Source organism: Nostoc sp., assembly GCF_036917465.1.
GTDB lineage: Bacteria > Cyanobacteriota > Cyanobacteriia > Cyanobacteriales > Nostocaceae > Nostoc.
Genome location: NZ_JBALDL010000032.1, coordinates 24,929 through 43,506 on the forward strand (window position 1 = coordinate 24,929; position 18,578 = coordinate 43,506).

Genomic DNA, 18,578 nt, shown 5'->3' on the forward strand with positions numbered 1-18,578 from the left:
TCTGGAAAAAATCATCATATATTTGAGAGGTCTTATGCTTCCAGAAAAGCTGAAACAAATTGACCAACAACTGATTGATTTACTAGGAAAAAGAATTGCTGTTTTAGCTGAATCACAATCTATATCTTTAGAAGAACAAATTACTAATTTTGCATTTTCCTTAGTGCAGGCTGGTGTTCCAGAGTCAATGTGGAAAAACCTGGTTACAGGTTGTACCTCTGCTGCTAGTGCATTTTCGCCTCCAGCAAATACCAAACCACGACGAATTACTCTAGTTGGCGGACGCGGTATAATGGGGTACTTTTTCCAGCAGAAGTTATCAGCCGCCGGTCACTACATCAGTATTCTTGACCAAGGAGACTGGGAACAAGCAGAATCTCTACTAAAAAAAGCAGATTTAGTTTTAGTTTGTGTTCCTATTGAATATACAATAGATGTGATCCATAAACTTGCTAAATACCTCTCTCCAACTACTGCTTTAGCTGATATTGCTAGTATTAAAACTCCAATATTACAGACTATGCTTGAGCAGCATAGTGGCCCAGTAATGAGCTTACATCCAATGTTTGGCCCAGGGATAAAATCGTTTTTATGCCAAAAAGTGGTAGTCTGTTCTGGTCGTGGAGACAATGCATTTCAATGGCTTTTGGATTTAATTGAACATGATGGTGGTAAACTGATTGTGTCCACACCAGAAGAACACGATGAAATGATGATTGCTGTTCAAGCAATCCGTAATTTTACAACGTTTAGTCTTGGTGTTTTCTTAGCACGAAAAAATATTGATATCCGTCGTAGCTTAGATTTTTCTAGCCCAATTTTCCGTCTAGAAATGGATATAGTTGGTCGGTTGTTCAGTCAGTCTGCACCCCTGGTAGTAGATATTATGCTTGCGACATCAGAGCGTCGAGAAGCTATTGGGCAACTAGCAAACACTTATAATCGGTTGGCACAATTAATTATTCAAAACGATCGAGATAGTTTAATTCAGGAGTTTAAAGCAACCCATAGCTTTTTGGCAGAAGACATGCACTCTGCTGTAGAAGAAAGTACTCATGTGATTAACACCCTGAGTACACTCTTAGCAGCTAAAGATGTCGAACAAAAACAACTATATTTTAGTAAACAAAGTGCGATCGCTAATCAACCCATAGCACCACGAGCCGAGATGCTTTCTCATGGGAGAACTATTGAATCCAAAGGGTAGGGTGCATTCGCGCAGCGTCTCGTCAGAGAAGGACACAAAGAAATCAGAGTTTCAAAGAGTTCTTGCATAAGTTCTAAATTCTTGTATACTCGACGCTAATTTTTACAACAGAATCAGAAATGTTAACTAGAAAGCAATTTTTAATGATGAGCGCAGGTTTAGGAGTAGCAATCCTGCTCCCCGAACTACTTAAAGGAAAGAGAACCTATGCAGCCTCGCCCCCACTTTCAAAATTTACCGAGTCTCTGCCGATTTCATACCCAATTTCACCGCCTAGTACCTTAGATATTGCCCCAGGTACACACTCGTTTCATAGCAGCTTAGGGTCTTCTACCACCTGGGGTTACGGCGGATTGCCTTATCTTGGCCCCACTTTCGAGGTAACAAGGGGAACGCCTGTTACGATTCAGGCATTCAACAAACTTGGGACTCATCCATTAGCTGGGTCAGTAGATACAAACTTGCATGGTGTCAATGCATCCGACATAACTAACCCACGGACAGTCATCCACTTACACGGCAGCAATACTGAACCTGAGAGCGACGGTTATCCAGAAGATACATATCTGCCAGGACAGAGCAATGTCTACAACTACAACAACAATCAAGAAGCCGGGACACTCTGGTATCATGACCATTCCCTTGGCATGACCGCCTTGAACCTCCAAGCCGGGTTAGCTGGAATGTATCTGATTAGGGATGACGACGATCCCATTGGTGGCAATGGCCCCCTTGGTATCCCTGCCGGAGCGCCTTATGAAATACCGTTAGTGCTGCAAGATCATTCCTTCAATTCCGATGGTTCGATGTCCTTCCCAGCTAGATGGGATCATGAGTTTTACGGTGATGTTGCTGTCGTCAACGGTAAGGCTTGGCCAAACCTGAATGTTGACCGAACTTTGTACCGCTTCCGCATCGTCAACGCCTCAAACTCTCGATTTTTCAGGCTTAAGCTGTCGTCAAATCGGCAACTAATTCAAATTGGCAGTGACGGAGGATTCCTAAACGCTCCAGTATATTTGTCTAAGCTACTGCTAGGGCCTGGTGAACGAGCAGACGTACTCATTGACTTTTCTCAAAGCCTATCAGGAGATAAAATTGTATTGCAAAATGACGCTGCTGCACCGTATCCCAAGGGTTTGGCTACAGTCATTGACCAGGGTTTCTTTCAAATGCCAGAAGTTATGCAGTTTACGGTGAATCAGGGCGCTGCCGTTTCTAAACCTATTCCCACAAGGCTACGAATCAACAATCCATTGGTGACAAAGATTGCCACTACACCAGTAAAACAGCGCAACCTAGTTCTAACAGATATTTTGAACTCTAACTTTCAGGTGTTAGCAATGATGCTCAACGCCGTTTACTGGCATGAAGCAGTCAACCACCCAGAATTGATGGAGCGACCACAGGTAGACACAGTAGAGCAGTGGAACTTCATCAATCTACAGCCATTTGCTCACACAATGCACCTGCATCTAGTACCATTTCAAATTCTTAATCGACAATCAATCAATGATACTGCGTACTCGGCAGCATACAGAGCTACTGGGCCGCGTGAAGTACTCATGCATAACGCACCTGGTGGGGATACAGTGCCTTATGGTTATCCACCACTCGACCCTACTCCCTATTTAAAAGGTTCAGCAAAACCGCCAGCAGCAAACGAAGCTGGTTGGAAAGATACTGTAGTAGTAAATCCGCTTGAGGTGGTTCGTGTGATAGTTCCCTTCGGTGCTAAAGCCGCAGCAAACTTGCCTTTTGGTAATTCATTCACTGGACGGTTTGTGTGGCACTGCCACATGCTTAATCACGAGGATAATGACATGATGCTACCCTTTGAGGTGCTACCGTAGCCTCGTATGTATTGGGAAGAAAATTAAAGGATGGGATTCTTTGGGAATAAATCATCAAGCGAACACGATTTTAATAGTGGTTTGAAATAAAAGGGGAAATAGAATGAATTTTGACAAAAAACTTGCAGCTACTCTTACTGGGACGGTCTGTTTTCTAACAGCTATGATGGCTCCGGTTTCGGCTGCAATGTTTAATTTTTCCTACTCTGGTACAAGTGTACTTAACCCCAATGACATTGTTATAGGCAGTGGAACATTAACAACTAGCCCTTACGATTCAGCTACAAATAGTTCTGAGATTATAAATATTACTGGTACAAGAAATGATGATCCAATAGAGTCTTTATTATCTCCTGGATCATTTCTTGACAATGACAATCTCTTACTAGCTGATTCTCCGGCATTGAGTGAATTTGGATTTGCTTACACCGCAGGAGGAGTGTCATATAATGTTTTTAACACTTATGACTATTTAGAAGTTGGATATCAAGGTTCCTATACAGGTTATCCCCTGAATTCTTTTTCTATAACAGCTATACCTGAGTCTTCTTTAATGTTGGGCATATTAAGTGTAACTGTTTTAGTAGCTATCAATAAAATGAACGGTAGACTCGCTCTTAAAAAACTCAATTATCCCAATGAAGGCGTTGCTGATTAAGAGATAGTTTGAAAAGTCTTTCACTGTAACGCCAACTAGGTGATTACTAAATGACCCATTGATCTCAGGTTGAATTAAGTGTTTTTTACTGTCTAGTTAGGGTGGATAACTACCACCCCATTGTTAAAAGCGTTATAACTGTTTGAAAAATATAAATCTAAAAAGGACGGCTACCTGCAAGGCTAACCCGCTTCAAAACCCGTCGTTCATTTGGATCAAATGCTTGACGGTAGTGCAAGGTAGCTTGATTATCCCAGTAGACAATATCACCTACAGACCATTTGTGTTGGTAGTAAAACTTGGCTTGATTTAGATGTTGTCTCAACTGTTCAATCAGTTTAGATCCTTCTTCCGGTTCTAACCCGACAATTTCCACTTCCGTCGCTACATCTAAGTAAAGATGCTTTTTACCACTTTCTGGATGTGTCCTAACTAAAGGATGGGGAAAGATCGGGCTGATTAAAGGAATATTTTTGTCTAAACGATATAAAGAGCGGGGTGCATTTCTATCTTGTAAAAATGGGTTGTAGGTAATTAACTGTAAATCTGCAATCCGTTGTTTAGTGGCTTCATCTAATTCTTCATAAGCTAAATTGGTATTTAACCAATAAGTATCTCCACCATGAGTTGGTATTTCCAAAGCATAAAGCAGCGAACCACTAGATGGTGTGGGAGTCCATTTGTGGTCAGAATGGAAAGTGAGTTCTCCAGTACCTGTATAGCCGCCATCGACATTAGAAATCGCAATCACTACCGGAGTTTCTCCTGGTTTAGAAGCCAATACTGGGGTTTCATATGATGGTACAAAGAGTGCGCCAAAGTAGAAAGCGAAGTTGAAAAGCTGTTCATCAGAGAGCTTTTGGTCTTTGAATATCAAAATGTGGCGATCGCGCAAAGCTTCTTTAAGTTGTAATATAACTTCAGGTGCGATCGCTCCACTGGCATCAAGATCGGTAACTATCGCTCCCAATGGGGCATCGATAGGACTAATTTTTACCTTTGTCAAAGTCGAGGTAGCCATAATATTCTCCTGTATTTTAATTTCTTGTTGGGGATAACTACTTATTGGCTAACACGTCTGAGGGAGTAATTTTGACGTACTCTTCAGGCGTTAAAAAGCCATCTCTAACATTCACCTTCTTGGGTATAAGTCCGAGGCTGTACCACTTATCTGCAACTTCCTGTTGCTTGTTAATGACTTTCTCAGTAATTGGTACTAGCCCATAATCATATTTATCATGCATTTTTTCTAAAGTCGGCTGATCTAGCTGAGTTACAGGAGCAAGCAATTGTGCCACTTCTTTGGGATAATCCTTAGTCCAGATTTCTGCCTTTTCTAGCTCCTCTAAAAACACTTTGATTACATCAGGATGAGCCTGATAAAATTGGCGTGAAGTGGAATAAAAGTTACCAGTATCTCGTAACTTTCCACCATCTGCTAAAACACGAGCTATTTTCTTTTGTTCATTTCTAGTAGCAAATGGCTCCCAGATATACCACGCATCCACCTTATTTTGACTGAATGCTGCATTTGCATCTGCCGGTGCTAAAAAAACTGATTGGACATCGCTCAGTTTTAAACCGGCATCTTCTAATGCTTTAACTAATAGGTAATGGCCAATAGAGGCTTTTTGAAAAGCTACTTTTTTACCCTTCAAATCGCTAACAGTTTTAATCGGAGAATTTACAGGAACTAAAAGTGAAATAGCTTTACCACTAGGGCGTGTAGTAGCTAGATAAACAAGGGGCGCTCCTGCTGCTTGGGAAAATATAGGAGGCGATTCAGCTGTAGATGCAATATCCAATCCATTTGCATTTAGGGCTTCTAACTGTTGTGGCCCAGCCGCAAACTCAGCCCACTGTACTTTAAAACCTAGAGGCTCTAATCGCTTTTCTAAGGAACCCTGTTTTTCTAAAACTGCTAAAGCGGAAAGTTGTTTTGAACGTACAATCCGCACTAGTTGCTTCTCTGTAGTGCTAGATGAAGCCACAGATACAGGGGAAGCTGCTGACTGTTGAGTGTTATTTTTTGCTTCACTACAACTTGATAGAGTCGTCGATAACATTAAGCAGTAGCCGAGAGCAAATAACAAGGAACGACGTGTTGTTATTAGACTTTTTCTGAATTCAAACTTTCCTTTTAAAGCTGGCATGGGTTATTTTATTGGTTCTCTTTTAGGTGGTTAGAACAATGGTGATTAATTGCAATATCAAGAACGAAAAGTCTATTTAAAAACTCTAATCAATAGATGTTTTTTATAATTCAAAAATTTTCATCATCAGTTAGCAATTCATAAAGGCGCTCAAGCACTAGTTCGCGTTCCATCCAGTGGAAGGCTCTACCAATTGTGGTTAACTTAAATTTCCCTAAACTAGAGTCGATTAACTCTGCTCCTTGTTCTAACCAAGTAATATTATTTGCTCCAACTGCTGCTGCTTGCCGTTTAGCTTCTGCAATCATGCCGGGATCGGGATCGATCGCCACAACTTCTTCAAATCTAGTTCGTAGACCAATTGAAATTAATCCAGGCCCAGTACCTAAATCAAGGAGTCGCCCTTGACCATTGAGATGAAATATTTCGGCTAATTTGTCGAATACAACCGATGGGTATTTGGTTCTATATTGAGCGTAGCCCTCTGCGGCTCCCTCAAATAAACTTGGGTCATAGGTAGCAAGTGTTTTTAGTTGAGTCATATCAATTTTGTATTTTAGATTTTGGATTATGTAGAGACGCGATGAATCCCCTCTGTCTGTGCGGATGAGGGAGCAGGGGAGGCTCTTAAGGTGGAGAGAGAAATAACCAATGCCCTAAGAATATTGGGTGATTACAGGTAGCTGATCGTTGAGTATCCAATCGCCGATCGCTCTCAATTTGTAATCCACAGGAGCGTGTAGGGTAAAGGTTCGCAAATCTCGCCAGTAACTTTTAAGGCATCAATCCAAGTTGCACCAATGCCACCATATTGCTTGGGTACAATCAGTGGTAGCAGTCCACTTTCACGTAGTTTATTAATTTTTTACTGATAGAACCTGTTCCTACTGGTAACGACAGCATAACTATTTTCTCCACCGCACTATTTCATCTGCTTCAAAATTTTAAATGTTTGATCTGTTTTGGCTGTTGAAGTGCGCTTATGTCCCCAACCAATGTTTTCTCGATAACTACCCAGTAGCCCCGCTTCTGCCAATTCTGCCTCGTTGACTGAAGTCGTCATATCGCTTTCTGGTGCTACATAAAGAGCATCAACTGGACAATACAATTCGCACATATAACAGGTTTGGCAGTCACTCTGTCGAGCAATGGTTGGTGGCGCATGAGGCACTCTGTCAAACACGTTGGTTGGACAAATATTTACGCAGATATTACATTCTATGCACCGCGACTTGCTGACCAACTCAATCACACTGCTGCTCCTATTTTGGATTGTGACTTTTCTGTAGTATGTAAAGGCTGACTCTTCACCCAAACTCGATCTAATCCGCCACTAATTAGGTGATGTTGCTGATTAGCATCAAGTTCTGGATAATCTTGATGTTTGTGCATACCACGAGTTTCTTTCCGTTCAATGGCACTGCTGTACATCCATCGTGCTGTAGCTACCATCGCCGCAGCTTCTCGCGCCCGAATTAGCTCTTTATTTGATTTTACCTGGCTACTGCGGAGTTCTTGCCAAAGATGATTTAGCTTACCCAAAGACTCGGTTAAGCCTTTTTCTGTACGGAAATAGTTCTTTTCGTAAGGAAATACTTCAGCTTGGACTGCTTGAATAATTTCATCAGTTGCCAACGTTTGAGAGCGATCGCTCTCAAATCCTACCTCCCCAACACCCTTAACATGGCGTTGAGTTTTGTATTCTCCCAAACTGCGGCTATACTCAGCAGCCGATTTCCCCGACCAATAGCCAGAAGATATTGCCCAAGCTGCGTTGTGACTACCACCGCCAGTAAATCCGCCACAAATCAGTTCCCGTGTGGCCGCATCTCCAGCCGCATAGAGTCCCCGAATAGAACTACTACAACTCTCATCTACAATCCGAATTCCCCCCGTACCGCGCACAGTTCCTTCTAAGCGCAGAGTCACAGGGAAACGTTGAGTAAATGGATCGATCCCTGCACGATCAAAGGGTAAAAAGAAGTTGGGCTGTGCTAAACGCATAGATGGCCGCATTGATTCAGCCGCTTTATCTATGATGGCGTAAACTGGCTGTTGCAGTAATGTCTCAGCAATTACTGACCGTCTATGAGAACTTGCCCCCGGAATTACAGTACCGTCTTCGTAGGTGAAGGTTGCCCAGTTATAAAACAGGGTTTTGGTAACTGAAGAAAAGGCGGCAGAGATGCCGTAAGCATTGGAAAATTCCATACCCGACATCTCAGCACCAGCTTCAGCCGCCATTAAATAACCATCCCCTGTTAAGACGTTGCATCCTAACGCTTTGCTGAGAAATGCACAGCCGCCTGTAGCAATGATCGTGGACTGCGATGTCTGGCGACAAGCCGCTTCGCGTCTACGCACTATCCATTTCTCACCAGTCTGACGATTCACACCTGTTGCACCAGCAACAGCACCATCGTCATCAACCAGTAGTTCTAAGGCGGGGCTGTTGTCTAAAATCTTGACTCTGGCGCGTTGAATTTGCCGCCGCATCAGCCGCATATACTCTGGCCCTTGGAGCGATCGCCGATAGGGTTTACCTTCATCGTCGGTAGGGAAGGGATAACCCCACTCTGCTAACTGATTGACGTTTATATATGTCTGATCCAGTACCCGATCCATCCAGTTGCGATCGGATAAAAACCCACCCAATGATTCCCGACTCGCTTTTGCAATTTCTCGTGCTTCTGGATCGGGTGGCACGTACCAAACACCATTCCCAGATACCGCAGCACATCCAGTCGTACCACAGTATCCTTTGTCTACGAGGATAACTCTAGCTCCACTTGATGCAGCACTCCAAGCCGCCCAAGTTCCGGCTGGCCCGCCTCCAATCACAAGCACATCTGTTTCTAAGTCGAGTTCAAAATCGGTTGTTAACGTCTTCAGCATCTAACATTTCCCCCCATCGATAAAGTCTTAAGCATCAAGTCTTCACCCAATCGATGCTGCAAAATAAATAAAAATCTAGAAATGGTTGCCCCTTAATAGAGGTTCTCACTAGATTATCATTTAACTACTTTATCTCGACCGATAAACAGTAGTTTTTAATATAACAAAGCTTTTCACAGTTTTCGACAAAAAGCAAGCATTTTACCAAATAACTTCAAACGTAAATTTATGTAAAATAAACGGAGTTATAGCCGTAGTCACACAGGTTAGGACATTTTGAAAGCATGAAAGCTAGGAATAGTAATACTTTTACCTCCTGCCTGCTGCTATATCTCTCATTGAAAAAGGCAAAAGGTTTCGTACCCTGCGGGAAGCTACGCAACAGACGGGGATTCAAACCCCGCCTGAACGAGAGCCACCAAGGTTAAAATCTAAAGACAGTACGAACCCAAGCAAATAAACTATCAGGATTGCTGGAATCCGAGTTTGGTGCAGTAATCCAGATCAAACCCGGTGTCACCTCAATATGATCTCCGATTTTATATTGGTAGAATGCCTCAACGTGTAGGGAAGTATCTTTGTCTGCTTGTCCGGCACCTGCTCCCAAATCTACATTCTTACTAAGACTGGTCATTTTCGGCTCCATACCAACTAAAATCCCCCCTAAAGCACCTTCACTAAAAAGATCCGGGAATGCCAGTCCTACAGCCCAATCCATAGCTTCGCCATCTCCATGCCCCAAATAGCGGTGTGCTGCATAACTTACCCAGGCATTGATTGCAAACTTGGGATTAACTTGATAGAACGCCTGTAGACCATAGAGGTTGCCCACAGTTCCGGCTCCAGGTACGGTACTGTTTACCAGGTTGCTCCCGACTGCTGGGCCAAAATTTGTTCCACTAAAACCTAGTGTATTTGGTGGGCTATAGGTATTAACGTAAGTTGCAGCCACCCGAAAATTCCTATCACCTGAGTAGTATATTAACTGTGCTAAAGCTAGATACCTGCCTGTAAATAAACCATTATTAGTTGTCGGATTGTTACCGTTTGGTGCGCTGTACGCTATCCCGAATTGAACCTGTTTGCCTAATCCTTGGAGTATGGCAATTCCGGGGCCGCTATCTCCATAGTTATAGACCAAAGACCGCCGTGAAAATCGTGAAATCCCATTAGCACCAGTCGCAGAAGACGATTCAAAATATGGGTTAATCGGACCAGAAAGACCTATCTCACTAGCTCCGTCAGACAAGGGATAAATGTTGACTTGGGTATTTGGAAAAGGTAGAAACCGATAGCGAACACCATTAAGAATAATAGTATTGCGTGCAAAAGTAATACTGGAGTTATCAGCAGCTCTCCCCTCATAAGTTCCCAATAATCCAGCTCTTGTTTGTCCCAATGATTCAATATTTCCACCTCCTATTGTTATACCTAGTGAATCTTTACCATTAAAACTGGTGTTTAACCGTAAAGAAGTTGAGCCTTGAAGTGTAGCATTGTGAGGCGCTGGTTTTTTGCTGACGACATTATTACCTGTTATAACTTCGCCAAGGACAATCTGAGTTCTACCTATAAGTTTGGTTGTGGTTGTAAACTGAGTTGATTCTAACTTCGCACTTCGTGCTTCCAGGCTATCTAAGCGTCCCCGAAGTTGAGCGAGTTCTGGAGAAAATTGTTCTTGTAGTTTTTTAATGGTATCCAAGTCTTCGCGTTTGACTAAATCTGTTGTTGAAGTCGCTATTAGTTCATTGAGGCGATCTAAAGCTGCATTCAATCCAGCTGCAAATTCATAGCGTGTTAGGGCGCGATTCCCTTTAAATGTGCTATCTGTATATCCTGCAATTACACCGTAGCGCTCAACTAAAGACTGTAATGCTTGAAATGCCCAATCTGTCGGCTTAATATCTGATAATTGCGAGACGGATGTTACTTGCCCTGCTGCATTATTTGGAGCTTTTTTGTTAGTTGGTGGTGCAACTTGTAACAATTGTGAGACAGGTGTGACTCGATCTCGCAGATTGTTTGGAGTTTTTTTAAGAGTGACAGGTGCAATTGAAGTGTCTACTGTTTGATTTACAACTGCTTCTGGAGCTTTGTTCTCTTCTACTTCAGTCGTAGATACATCAGATTTAGGCAGTTCAGCTTGACTTTTGGCTGGATAAAAAACCAGGATAGCTAGAATATCTAGCAATGAAAGCAAGAACACTATCCATCTATAATTTGAGCGAAAATTCGACATTACCGTTAAACTCCTCAACCTGAAAAACGGATAAATTATCTCTAAATCGGACAGCAGAATTATCAGAGAATTTTGACTAAAACTTTGTGCTAAATTATTAGCTAATAAAGTTAGTAAAGATTCCCCAATTAAAAAAAGTACAAATTTTCGACAAGTATCGCAAGTAGTACTAAGAAATTGAATTTAGACTCCAAAGATCGTAGTAAATTCTCAAAAGAAAATTCATAATTCAGAATTTGGTTTGCGATTGTATTGGAGTACCATCGATGAGCCAACGCAACAAAATTTATCAATATCTCCTGACATTGACTAAAGCTTGAATTGGAATCAAGCTATTATCTGGCAATTAACATTAGCTGAGTACACTAATTTGTAAGCAGCTAGGTTTGACAGTCTCAATTGTTAATAAAAATCGATAAAACTATAAGTCGATAGATTTACCGGACTTTGTGTAAAATTATCTTTGCATAGAGCTTGTTACAATGCAAGACCCAGTATTTATCCAGAAAGGAAAAATATATCGAAATTATTGGCTAGCTCAACTCAAGGAACTGCGATCGCTACAAATCCCCTAAATTTTTTATTTATGGGTATTCCCCCTACCTCCTTAATTAGCGATCGCTGAGAAATTTTCCTTACTCAATAAAAAGTTGTATTTTTCAACACAGCAATTCTGACCCAAAAGTGTCAAAATTAACAATTAGGCAGTTCATTATCGAGGGAGCCGTTTTTTACTAATGGTTAAATTAGGCTTGATTTTTAGGTAATATCGGGTAGAATTTTGTCTATAAAATACGGTAATTCGATAAGGTAATCGTATATTTAGTTCCCATACCCTGACAAACATGCAAATTCTCTGGTTTATTCCTACTGGATCTCATGACGGACGCTATTTAGGCACAGATATTGGTTCTCGCGTTGCCACACCTGATTATTTGCAGCAAATTGCCCAAGCTGTAGATAGTTTAGGCTATACAGGCGCATTGTTACCCACAGGGAATTCTTGTGAAGATGCTTGGATAACTGCCGCCGCTTTTATATCTGTCACCAAGCAGATGAAATTTCTCGTGGCAATTCGTCCAGGAATTACTTCTCCAGGTGCTGCTGCACGGATGGCAGCAACATTCGATCGGATTTCTAAAGGAAGATTGTTGATTAATGTGGTGACAGGCGGAGATCCGGTGCAACTAGCTGGGGATGGCTTACATCTGAGTCATGACGATCGCTATGATTTAACCGATGAATTTCTTACCGTTTGGCGGGGTATGCTGAGTGGAGAAACAGTCGATTTTAAAGGAAACTACCTCGATATCAAAGGTGGTAAACTCCTATTTCCACCAGTTCAAAAACCCTACCCACCCTTGTGGTTTGGTGGTTCATCTGCGGCTGCGAAGCGAGTTGCTGCAAAACATATAGATGTTTACCTGACTTGGGGCGAACCTCCACAACAAGTTGCTCAAAAGATTGCCGAGGTTAGAAGATTGGCGGCTGAACAAGGTAGAACAGTCCGCTTTGGGATTCGCTTGCATGTAATTGTGCGAGAAACCGAGTCTGCGGCTTGGGATGCGGCCAATGAGTTAATTAAGTATGTAGATGAGGATGCGATCGCTAAAGCTCAGGAAAGCTTGGCTAATTCTGATTCTGAAGGACAGCGACGGATGAGCCAACTACATAGTGGTAGTCAAAAAAACTTAGAGATTAGTCCCAACCTGTGGACAGGAATTGGATTAGTTCGGGGTGGTGCTGGTACGGCTTTAGTTGGAGATCCTGACACCGTTGCCGCGAGAATGCTGGAATATCGCAATTTAGGGATAGAAACCTTTATTTTCTCTGGATATCCCCATTTAGAAGAAGCATATCGCACGGCTGAATTATTATTTCCACGTTTACCTTTGCAGAGGGAAACTGCACCGCTAACGCCACCAGTTTTGAGTACTGTTAGTGAAATAGTTACCAATGACAAATTTGCTAAACAATTAACGAGTACCTCATGACTAATTCGTAATTCGTAATTAAAGAGGAAATTCCGAATTATGTTGACGATGCTGCTAGATTCATCCTTTGGAACAATCTACAATCTAAAATCTCATGACTATTACCTTTAAACACACCAAAAGAAACAATAATATATCCTGGAGCGAGGTATTAGAAAACCCGAAAATCGATAAAATAGTTCCCTGGATTGTACCCGTTCTAGTGTTAGTACTTTGGGAAGTTGCTTCCAGAACGGGTTTACTCTCAACCAGAATTTTACCCGCTCCTAGTGGTGTAATCATTACAGCTATTAGATTAGCCTCCAGTGGAGAACTTTTTCAACATATAGGAATTAGTGCTGGACGGGCAATATCTGGTTTTATAATTGGTGGCAGTATTGGGTTTGGTTTGGGATTGCTCAATGGCTTTTCCCGTATAGCAGAAAAGTTATTAGATAGTTCCCTACAAATGCTCCGCACAATCCCTAATTTGGCATTAATTCCCCTAGTGATTCTCTGGTTTGGTATTGGGGAACAAGCTAGATTATTTCTAGTATCTATGGGGGTATTTTTCCCGTTATATCTCAATACATTTCATGGCATCCGCAGTGTTGATCCTGGAATGATTGAAATGGGAAAAGTTTATGGATTAAAAACACCACAACTTCTGTGGCAAATAGTTTTTCCAGGAGCCTTATCTTCGATTCTCGTCGGTGTCCGTTTTTCTTTAGGAATTATGTGGCTGACGCTAATTGTGGCAGAAACGATCGCAGCAGATTCTGGACTTGGTTATATGGCAATGAATGCTCGTGAGTTTATGCAAACTGATGTTGTGGTCTTGAGTATTGTGATTTATGCACTGTTGGGTAAATTAGCAGATGCTGTTGCCAGAGGATTAGAAACAAAATTCTTGGCTTGGAACCCCAATTATCAAAGGTCATAAATGGCAAATTACCCAAATTAAATAGTTAAAATCAAGACTTTTTAAGTTTTAACTTCTATTGATTTTGAGTGTGATTTGCTTTGTTTAACGTCTCATTATTGTTCTGAAAATAGGAGTTGTTGCAAGTGATTTCTAATCTACAGGGTACGCAACTAAGTATTTTGGATTTGACCAAAGCTTTTGGTAAAAAAACTGTTTTAAACTCGCTGAATTTAGAAGTTAAAGCAGGTGAATTTGTCGCTATCGTCGGACGAAGTGGTTGTGGTAAGAGTACTTTATTGCGTCTGGTGTCAGGGTTAGATAAAACAACTTCAGGTGGAATACTCCTAGATGGAGAACCACTGCGTAGACTCAGCAGCTCTGTAAGAGTGATGTTTCAAGATCCCCGTTTATTACCGTGGAAGCGCGTTATCCAGAACGTAGGATTAGGCTTACAAGGCGATTGGCGTGAAAAAGCTTTGTGGGCACTCGATAAAGTCGGACTCAAAGATCGGGCTGATGAGTGGCCGTCTGTTTTATCGGGTGGACAACGGCAACGGGTGTCATTGGCAAGAGCTTTAGTCAGTCAACCCCGTTTGTTGTTGCTAGATGAACCTTTGGGAGCATTAGATGCTCTAACTCGCTTAGAAATGCAGCAATTAATTGAAAATATATGGCAAGAAAGAAGATTTACTGCGTTTTTGGTTACTCATGATGTGGAAGAGGCTGTCGCGTTAGCAGATCGAGTGATAGTGATTGATGAAGGACAAATTTCTCTCGATCTACCTGTGAGACTTTCGCGCCCGCGAGATAGAAGTAGCGAAGTATTTATCAATATCAGAGAAGCAATTCTCCAGCGAGTAATGACCAATGAAAATACTCTGTCAAATATTCAATTGTTACAGTTGAGTAGTTGAGATTTAGCTTTCGTTAGTTGATTGATATAATGCTTGGGGTAGCTGTTGTAAAATAGGCTACTTCGAGACTCAAGATAATTAATATAACAATCTTTTTTGATAGATTAAAAATAATTGTTTATACCTGCGATCGCTTATATACTAGCTCATGCCAAACACCTGCCAGAATTATATGCTATCCAAAATGGAATTAGGGAGTAGCAAATGGTGAAACTAATTTTATCCGATCATCTCATTGCTGATATTAAGCCACATCTGCCATCTGATATAGATGTTGTAGAGGTGGATAGTGAAGGCAATCTTGATGGTGATGCCAGTGATGCAGAAGTTTATGTCAACGGATTTTATCTGAAAACTTCTACCCTTGATAAAGTACTGACAGCAGCACCTAGACTGCGTTGGCAACAATCACCGAGTGCTGGCGTGAATCACATCCTCACACCAAGTTTTTTGCAAAAGGACATTATCCTTACTAATGGCGCAGGGGTTCATGCGATTCCAATTTCGGAATTTGTAGTGGCATTCATGCTCTATCACGCCAAGAATCTGCGGAAATTGCAGACTTTGCAGGATACACACACTTGGGTAAAAGGAGTGTTTCTTGAAGAGTTGGCAGACGCAACTTTATTAATTCTCGGCACTGGGAATATAGGTCAAGCGATCGCATCTCGCGCTAAAGCGTTTGGTGTTAAAGTTTGGGGTAGTCGCCGCCATCCCGAACCCCTACCGAATTTTGACAAGATTGTTGGTGCTGATGAATGGCGATCGCTCCTGCCATCTGCCGACTATGTAGTAATTGCTACACCGCTAACTCCAGAAACTAAAGGCTTGATCGATGAAGCTGCATTGCGCTCCATGCGTCAGTCTGCTTACTTGATTAATATCGCTCGTGGTGCGATCGTGGATGAAGCTGCATTGCTCACTGCACTAAGCGAGGGATGGATTGCGGGTGCTGGATTAGATACAGTGGCTACAGAACCTCTACCACCGGCAAGTCCCTTGTGGTCGTTACCGAATGCCTTTATCACACCCCATTGTTCAGCCCTTTCGCCACGCCTGAGAGAGCGCATAGCACAACTGTTTCTCGACAATCTCAAACGCTACCAAACTGGCCAACCTTTGCGGAATGTTGTAGATAAGAAAGCTGGATACTGATTGGGGATTGGGGATTGGGGATTGGGGATTGGGCATTGGGCATTGGGCATTGATTATTTCTCCCAGTCCCCAGTCCCCAGTCCCCAGTCCCCAGTCCCCAGTCCCCAGTCCCCAGTCCCCAGTCCCCAGTCCCCAGTCCCCAGTCCCCAGTCCCCAGTACCCAATCACTTTACTTTCAGCGCCGATTTACCTAATGACTGACAAATAACATCATTTTGTGGTGTGTGGATACGGCTGCACAGAACGTCACGGTAGTGTCGCTCTAAAGGATTCCTTTTTAACATACCAGGATTACCAGTCAGTTCTAAGGCAATTTCTACAGCCCGAATTGAGTTAGTTGTGGTGAGGTATTTAACAGCTTGTGCCTGTAATCCTACGTTAGACTCATACTCGCCCTTGTCAATATCTTGAGCCAAGCTATAAATTAATGTATTGTTAGCAAACAGCAGTGCTTCTATTTCACCTACGGCAGTTTGGAAATGTGGTAGAGTTGCCAGTGACTCTTTGAGATTAGAAGGCGATCGCTCCCAAAGATATTTAACCAGCCAGTCTCGCGCACTAGTAGCAACACCGAGATATAAAGCACTCACTGTCAAACTGCCCCAAGTGGAAATAAGCGGATCAAAGGATGGCGCAGCAGATATGGGATTGATATTCAGGGCATAATCTAAGGGAATTAATACATTCTCCAAAATCAGATCGTGGCTGCCTGTAGCTCTCATCCCCAAGTGATCCCAAGTTTCGAGAATTTGCAAACCGGGCAAATCGCGCGGAACTAGAAAATTGCCAACTTGTGGTTCATCTTCAGTTGTTCGCGCCCACACAACAAAGTAACTGAGGATGGGACTACCCGTGGTGTATTGCTTGTGGCCTGTTAAACGCCAACCCTCTGTTGTGCGTTCGGCAATTGTGGCAGGTAATCCGCCTCTAGCTGGTGTTCCTAACTCTGGTTCAACACGAGCCGCATTCAGCAGGGCAATGCCTTCAATGGATTCACGACACAGCCGTTTATATATTTCTGGATTCCAGCGACGGCTACGGGCTGCATTGGCATGTTGGAGATAGTGCATCGTCAGTACTAGCGCGGTTGATGCATCGCCACGCGCTATCCCTTCAATGACTCGGCAGATAGTGTGTAACCCTAAACCCTCACCGCCTAATTCACGGGGAATGGTGAGGCTGAGTAATCCTGCCTGATGTAAAGCTGTAAAATTCTCGAAGGCAAAAGAACCCTCTTTGTCGTGTACTCCTGCACGAGTGGCAAAGTCTTTGGCTAGAACTTCAACCTGGTAGAGAATATTGGGGTGAGTTTCTAAGCTTTTGGTTACAAAGGTGTCTGCCACTGCTTGCTCCAACTTTGACATAAAGTTAGCCTAAATCCTGCTTTCTTTTCTTCTTTAGTTTATGACTTCTAACTCAGGTCTATACTACTTAAGGTTGCTCGGATTTTAGTATAATATGTAAATATGACACAAACAGCCTTCACAGAGCAAGTCAAGCAGAGAATTTAGCGATCGCTGAAATAGGCAATATCAACCTACTAGTACCGTGTGGCGTAAATACGCCTACCATTTTTAAAGACTGCAAATGATGATTTTTTCAAGGTTCGTAATAGTGGGTTTATTTCCGCCGACTTGTACTAGATTAAAAAATAAACGCCGTGTGCAACTTTCTTAGGACTTACGCAACAGTATACGTTGTAGGGGCAATTCATGAATTGCCCCTACCGGGAAATAAAAGTTTGGGCTATTTTTTACCTAAATCCCATCAATAATGTTGTGCAAAAGTCGGCTTGTAAGGGACTTCCAAATAAAAAAATATTCCAAAACTGAGTCAAAAATCCTCTTAATCTCTCCTCTCTCTGTGTTCTCTGCGTCTCTGTGGTTCGTTTTTTGGGATAATTTATTCCTTGGAAATCCCTAAGCAAAAATAATATTAGCAAAGGCTTTTAGGCACGGGTGCTTGTGCGATCCTTTAACGCAAACCTAAAATTTCAGAAATCGCCGTTACAATATCTAAATAAAAGTTGCCTTTTACTGCACGAAATAATTCAAATTTGGAGTCAGGCGCACCAAAAAATGGTCTGAGAAACCATCCTAACTGCATACCAACAAAGGCATAAAGCAATAACCAGGATCTTAAAATAGTGGTGCGGGTTTTTTTGCCGACTTCATCTTGTTGAGAAAGTAATTGCATTCCTTCATACAAGAATTTCACACCAAAGATGCCTGTAATGCCAAAAATAAACACATTCAACAGTTTAAAAAATTGATAAGAATCTGGTGTAGTGATGAGAAAGAATAGCGTGACTGGTGCCAAGCTAAATAAAAGTACGCTAATCACTGATACAGAGGTGAGTAATACAACAAAATGCTGTTGAATACTGCTTCGGGAACCAAACAAAACATTAAAAAAGAACAAAGTCGGGAAACAAATAATCAGTGTTAATAAATAAAAGGCTGGAAGTTTAATAGCGCCGGATAATGCCTGCGCCCAACTATGGGATGCACCGATACAGCACCTGCGTCTATTATGAGGTACACTAAATTAAAATACAAATACTTTTAAATGAAGTCATATTCTGTCGATCTTCGAGAAAAAATAGT

The 18,578-nt window shown here is 42.1% G+C and carries 15 protein-coding genes and 1 pseudogene; 7 read left to right on the forward strand and 9 right to left on the reverse strand.

Annotated elements, in window-relative coordinates; all coding sequences use genetic code 11:
- Positions 1-34: 34 nt before the first annotated feature.
- The 3 genes from tyrA (at position 35) to V7K38_RS06760 (ending at position 3,718) form a co-directional block, all read left to right on the forward strand.
- Positions 35-1,207 (forward strand): bifunctional chorismate mutase/prephenate dehydrogenase, encoded by a 1,173-nt coding sequence (gene tyrA, locus V7K38_RS06750; RefSeq protein ID WP_334856450.1) that lies wholly within the window; start codon positions 35-37, stop codon positions 1,205-1,207.
- A 143-nt stretch (positions 1,208-1,350) separates the two neighbouring features.
- A complete protein-coding gene (locus V7K38_RS06755; protein WP_334856452.1) occupies positions 1,351-3,060 on the forward strand; it encodes a multicopper oxidase family protein in 1,710 nt (569 codons plus the stop codon).
- Between the two features lie 103 nt (positions 3,061-3,163).
- A complete protein-coding gene (locus V7K38_RS06760; protein WP_334856454.1) occupies positions 3,164-3,718 on the forward strand; it encodes a hypothetical protein in 555 nt (184 codons plus the stop codon).
- A gap of 157 nt (positions 3,719-3,875) precedes the next feature.
- On the opposite strand, the gene V7K38_RS06765 is transcribed toward V7K38_RS06760, so the two are convergent.
- From V7K38_RS06765 to V7K38_RS06790, 7 genes are all read right to left on the reverse strand, one after another.
- On the reverse strand, positions 3,876-4,739 hold the full coding sequence (locus V7K38_RS06765) for a TauD/TfdA dioxygenase family protein (RefSeq protein ID WP_334856456.1): 864 nt from the start codon (positions 4,737-4,739) through the stop codon (positions 3,876-3,878).
- Positions 4,740-4,776: 37 nt separating this feature from the next.
- Positions 4,777-5,871, reverse strand: a complete 1,095-nt coding sequence (locus V7K38_RS06770; RefSeq protein ID WP_334856457.1) for an aliphatic sulfonate ABC transporter substrate-binding protein — start codon at positions 5,869-5,871, stop codon at positions 4,777-4,779.
- Positions 5,872-5,981: 110 nt separating this feature from the next.
- Positions 5,982-6,413 (reverse strand): class I SAM-dependent methyltransferase, encoded by a 432-nt coding sequence (locus V7K38_RS06775; RefSeq protein ID WP_334856459.1) that lies wholly within the window; start codon positions 6,411-6,413, stop codon positions 5,982-5,984.
- A 173-nt stretch (positions 6,414-6,586) separates the two neighbouring features.
- Entirely contained in the window at positions 6,587-6,733 is a 147-nt protein-coding gene (locus V7K38_RS29615) for an acyl-CoA dehydrogenase family protein (RefSeq protein ID WP_442940754.1), read from the reverse strand.
- A 60-nt stretch (positions 6,734-6,793) separates the two neighbouring features.
- Positions 6,794-7,123 (reverse strand): ferredoxin family protein, encoded by a 330-nt coding sequence (locus V7K38_RS06780; protein WP_334856461.1) that lies wholly within the window; start codon positions 7,121-7,123, stop codon positions 6,794-6,796.
- Positions 7,120-8,766: an FAD-binding protein gene (locus tag V7K38_RS06785; protein ID WP_334856463.1), complete on the reverse strand. Its 1,647-nt coding sequence runs from the start codon at positions 8,764-8,766 to the stop codon at positions 7,120-7,122. The genes V7K38_RS06780 and V7K38_RS06785 overlap by 4 nt, the downstream gene beginning before the upstream one ends.
- Positions 8,767-9,190: 424 nt before the next feature.
- A complete protein-coding gene (locus tag V7K38_RS06790; protein WP_334856465.1) occupies positions 9,191-11,005 on the reverse strand; it encodes an iron uptake porin in 1,815 nt (604 codons plus the stop codon).
- A gap of 845 nt (positions 11,006-11,850) precedes the next feature.
- Between V7K38_RS06790 and ssuD the strand changes: the two genes are divergently transcribed.
- From ssuD to V7K38_RS06810, 4 genes are all read left to right on the forward strand, one after another.
- Complete coding sequence (gene ssuD, locus V7K38_RS06795) at positions 11,851-12,999, forward strand: FMNH2-dependent alkanesulfonate monooxygenase (protein WP_334856467.1); 1,149 nt, start codon at positions 11,851-11,853, stop codon at positions 12,997-12,999.
- 94 nt (positions 13,000-13,093) lie between these two features.
- Positions 13,094-13,921 carry an aliphatic sulfonate ABC transporter permease SsuC gene (ssuC, locus tag V7K38_RS06800; protein WP_334856469.1) on the forward strand — a complete coding sequence of 276 codons (828 nt, stop codon included), beginning with the start codon at positions 13,094-13,096 and terminating at the stop codon, positions 13,919-13,921.
- 125 nt (positions 13,922-14,046) lie between these two features.
- A complete protein-coding gene (locus V7K38_RS06805) occupies positions 14,047-14,817 on the forward strand; it encodes an ATP-binding cassette domain-containing protein (protein WP_334856471.1) in 771 nt (256 codons plus the stop codon).
- A 204-nt stretch (positions 14,818-15,021) separates the two neighbouring features.
- Complete coding sequence (locus V7K38_RS06810) at positions 15,022-15,972, forward strand: D-2-hydroxyacid dehydrogenase (RefSeq protein ID WP_334856473.1); 951 nt, start codon at positions 15,022-15,024, stop codon at positions 15,970-15,972.
- Between the two features lie 164 nt (positions 15,973-16,136).
- Here V7K38_RS06810 and V7K38_RS06815 read toward each other — a convergent pair whose 3' ends face one another.
- Both V7K38_RS06815 and V7K38_RS06820 read right to left on the reverse strand, forming a co-directional pair.
- The gene (locus tag V7K38_RS06815) at positions 16,137-17,336 is read right to left on the reverse strand and encodes an acyl-CoA dehydrogenase family protein (protein WP_334856474.1); all 1,200 of its coding nucleotides are present in this window, start codon (positions 17,334-17,336) and stop codon (positions 16,137-16,139) included.
- Between the two features lie 610 nt (positions 17,337-17,946).
- Positions 17,947-18,486: pseudogene (locus V7K38_RS06820) on the reverse strand (actin-binding WH2 domain-containing protein); the annotation flags it as partial.
- Positions 18,487-18,578: the final 92 nt, after the last annotated feature.

Bases quoted from the DNA above. Each gene is read 5' to 3' on its own strand.
- tyrA (WP_334856450.1), top strand. From the start codon at position 35: ATGCTTCCAGAAAAGCTGAAACAAATTGACCAACAACTGATTGATTTA.
- V7K38_RS06770 (WP_334856457.1), bottom strand. From the start codon at position 5,871: ATGCCAGCTTTAAAAGGAAAGTTTGAATTCAGAAAAAGTCTAATAACA.
- V7K38_RS06790 (WP_334856465.1), bottom strand. From the start codon at position 11,005: ATGTCGAATTTTCGCTCAAATTATAGATGGATAGTGTTCTTGCTTTCA.
- V7K38_RS06785 (WP_334856463.1), bottom strand. From the start codon at position 8,766: ATGCTGAAGACGTTAACAACCGATTTTGAACTCGACTTAGAAACAGAT.
- V7K38_RS06775 (WP_334856459.1), bottom strand. From the start codon at position 6,413: ATGACTCAACTAAAAACACTTGCTACCTATGACCCAAGTTTATTTGAG.
- V7K38_RS06815 (WP_334856474.1), bottom strand. From the start codon at position 17,336: ATGTCAAAGTTGGAGCAAGCAGTGGCAGACACCTTTGTAACCAAAAGC.
- V7K38_RS06765 (WP_334856456.1), bottom strand. From the start codon at position 4,739: ATGGCTACCTCGACTTTGACAAAGGTAAAAATTAGTCCTATCGATGCC.
- ssuC (WP_334856469.1), top strand. From the start codon at position 13,094: ATGACTATTACCTTTAAACACACCAAAAGAAACAATAATATATCCTGG.
- ssuD (WP_334856467.1), top strand. From the start codon at position 11,851: ATGCAAATTCTCTGGTTTATTCCTACTGGATCTCATGACGGACGCTAT.
- V7K38_RS06755 (WP_334856452.1), top strand. From the start codon at position 1,351: ATGATGAGCGCAGGTTTAGGAGTAGCAATCCTGCTCCCCGAACTACTT.
- V7K38_RS06760 (WP_334856454.1), top strand. From the start codon at position 3,164: ATGAATTTTGACAAAAAACTTGCAGCTACTCTTACTGGGACGGTCTGT.
- V7K38_RS06810 (WP_334856473.1), top strand. From the start codon at position 15,022: ATGGTGAAACTAATTTTATCCGATCATCTCATTGCTGATATTAAGCCA.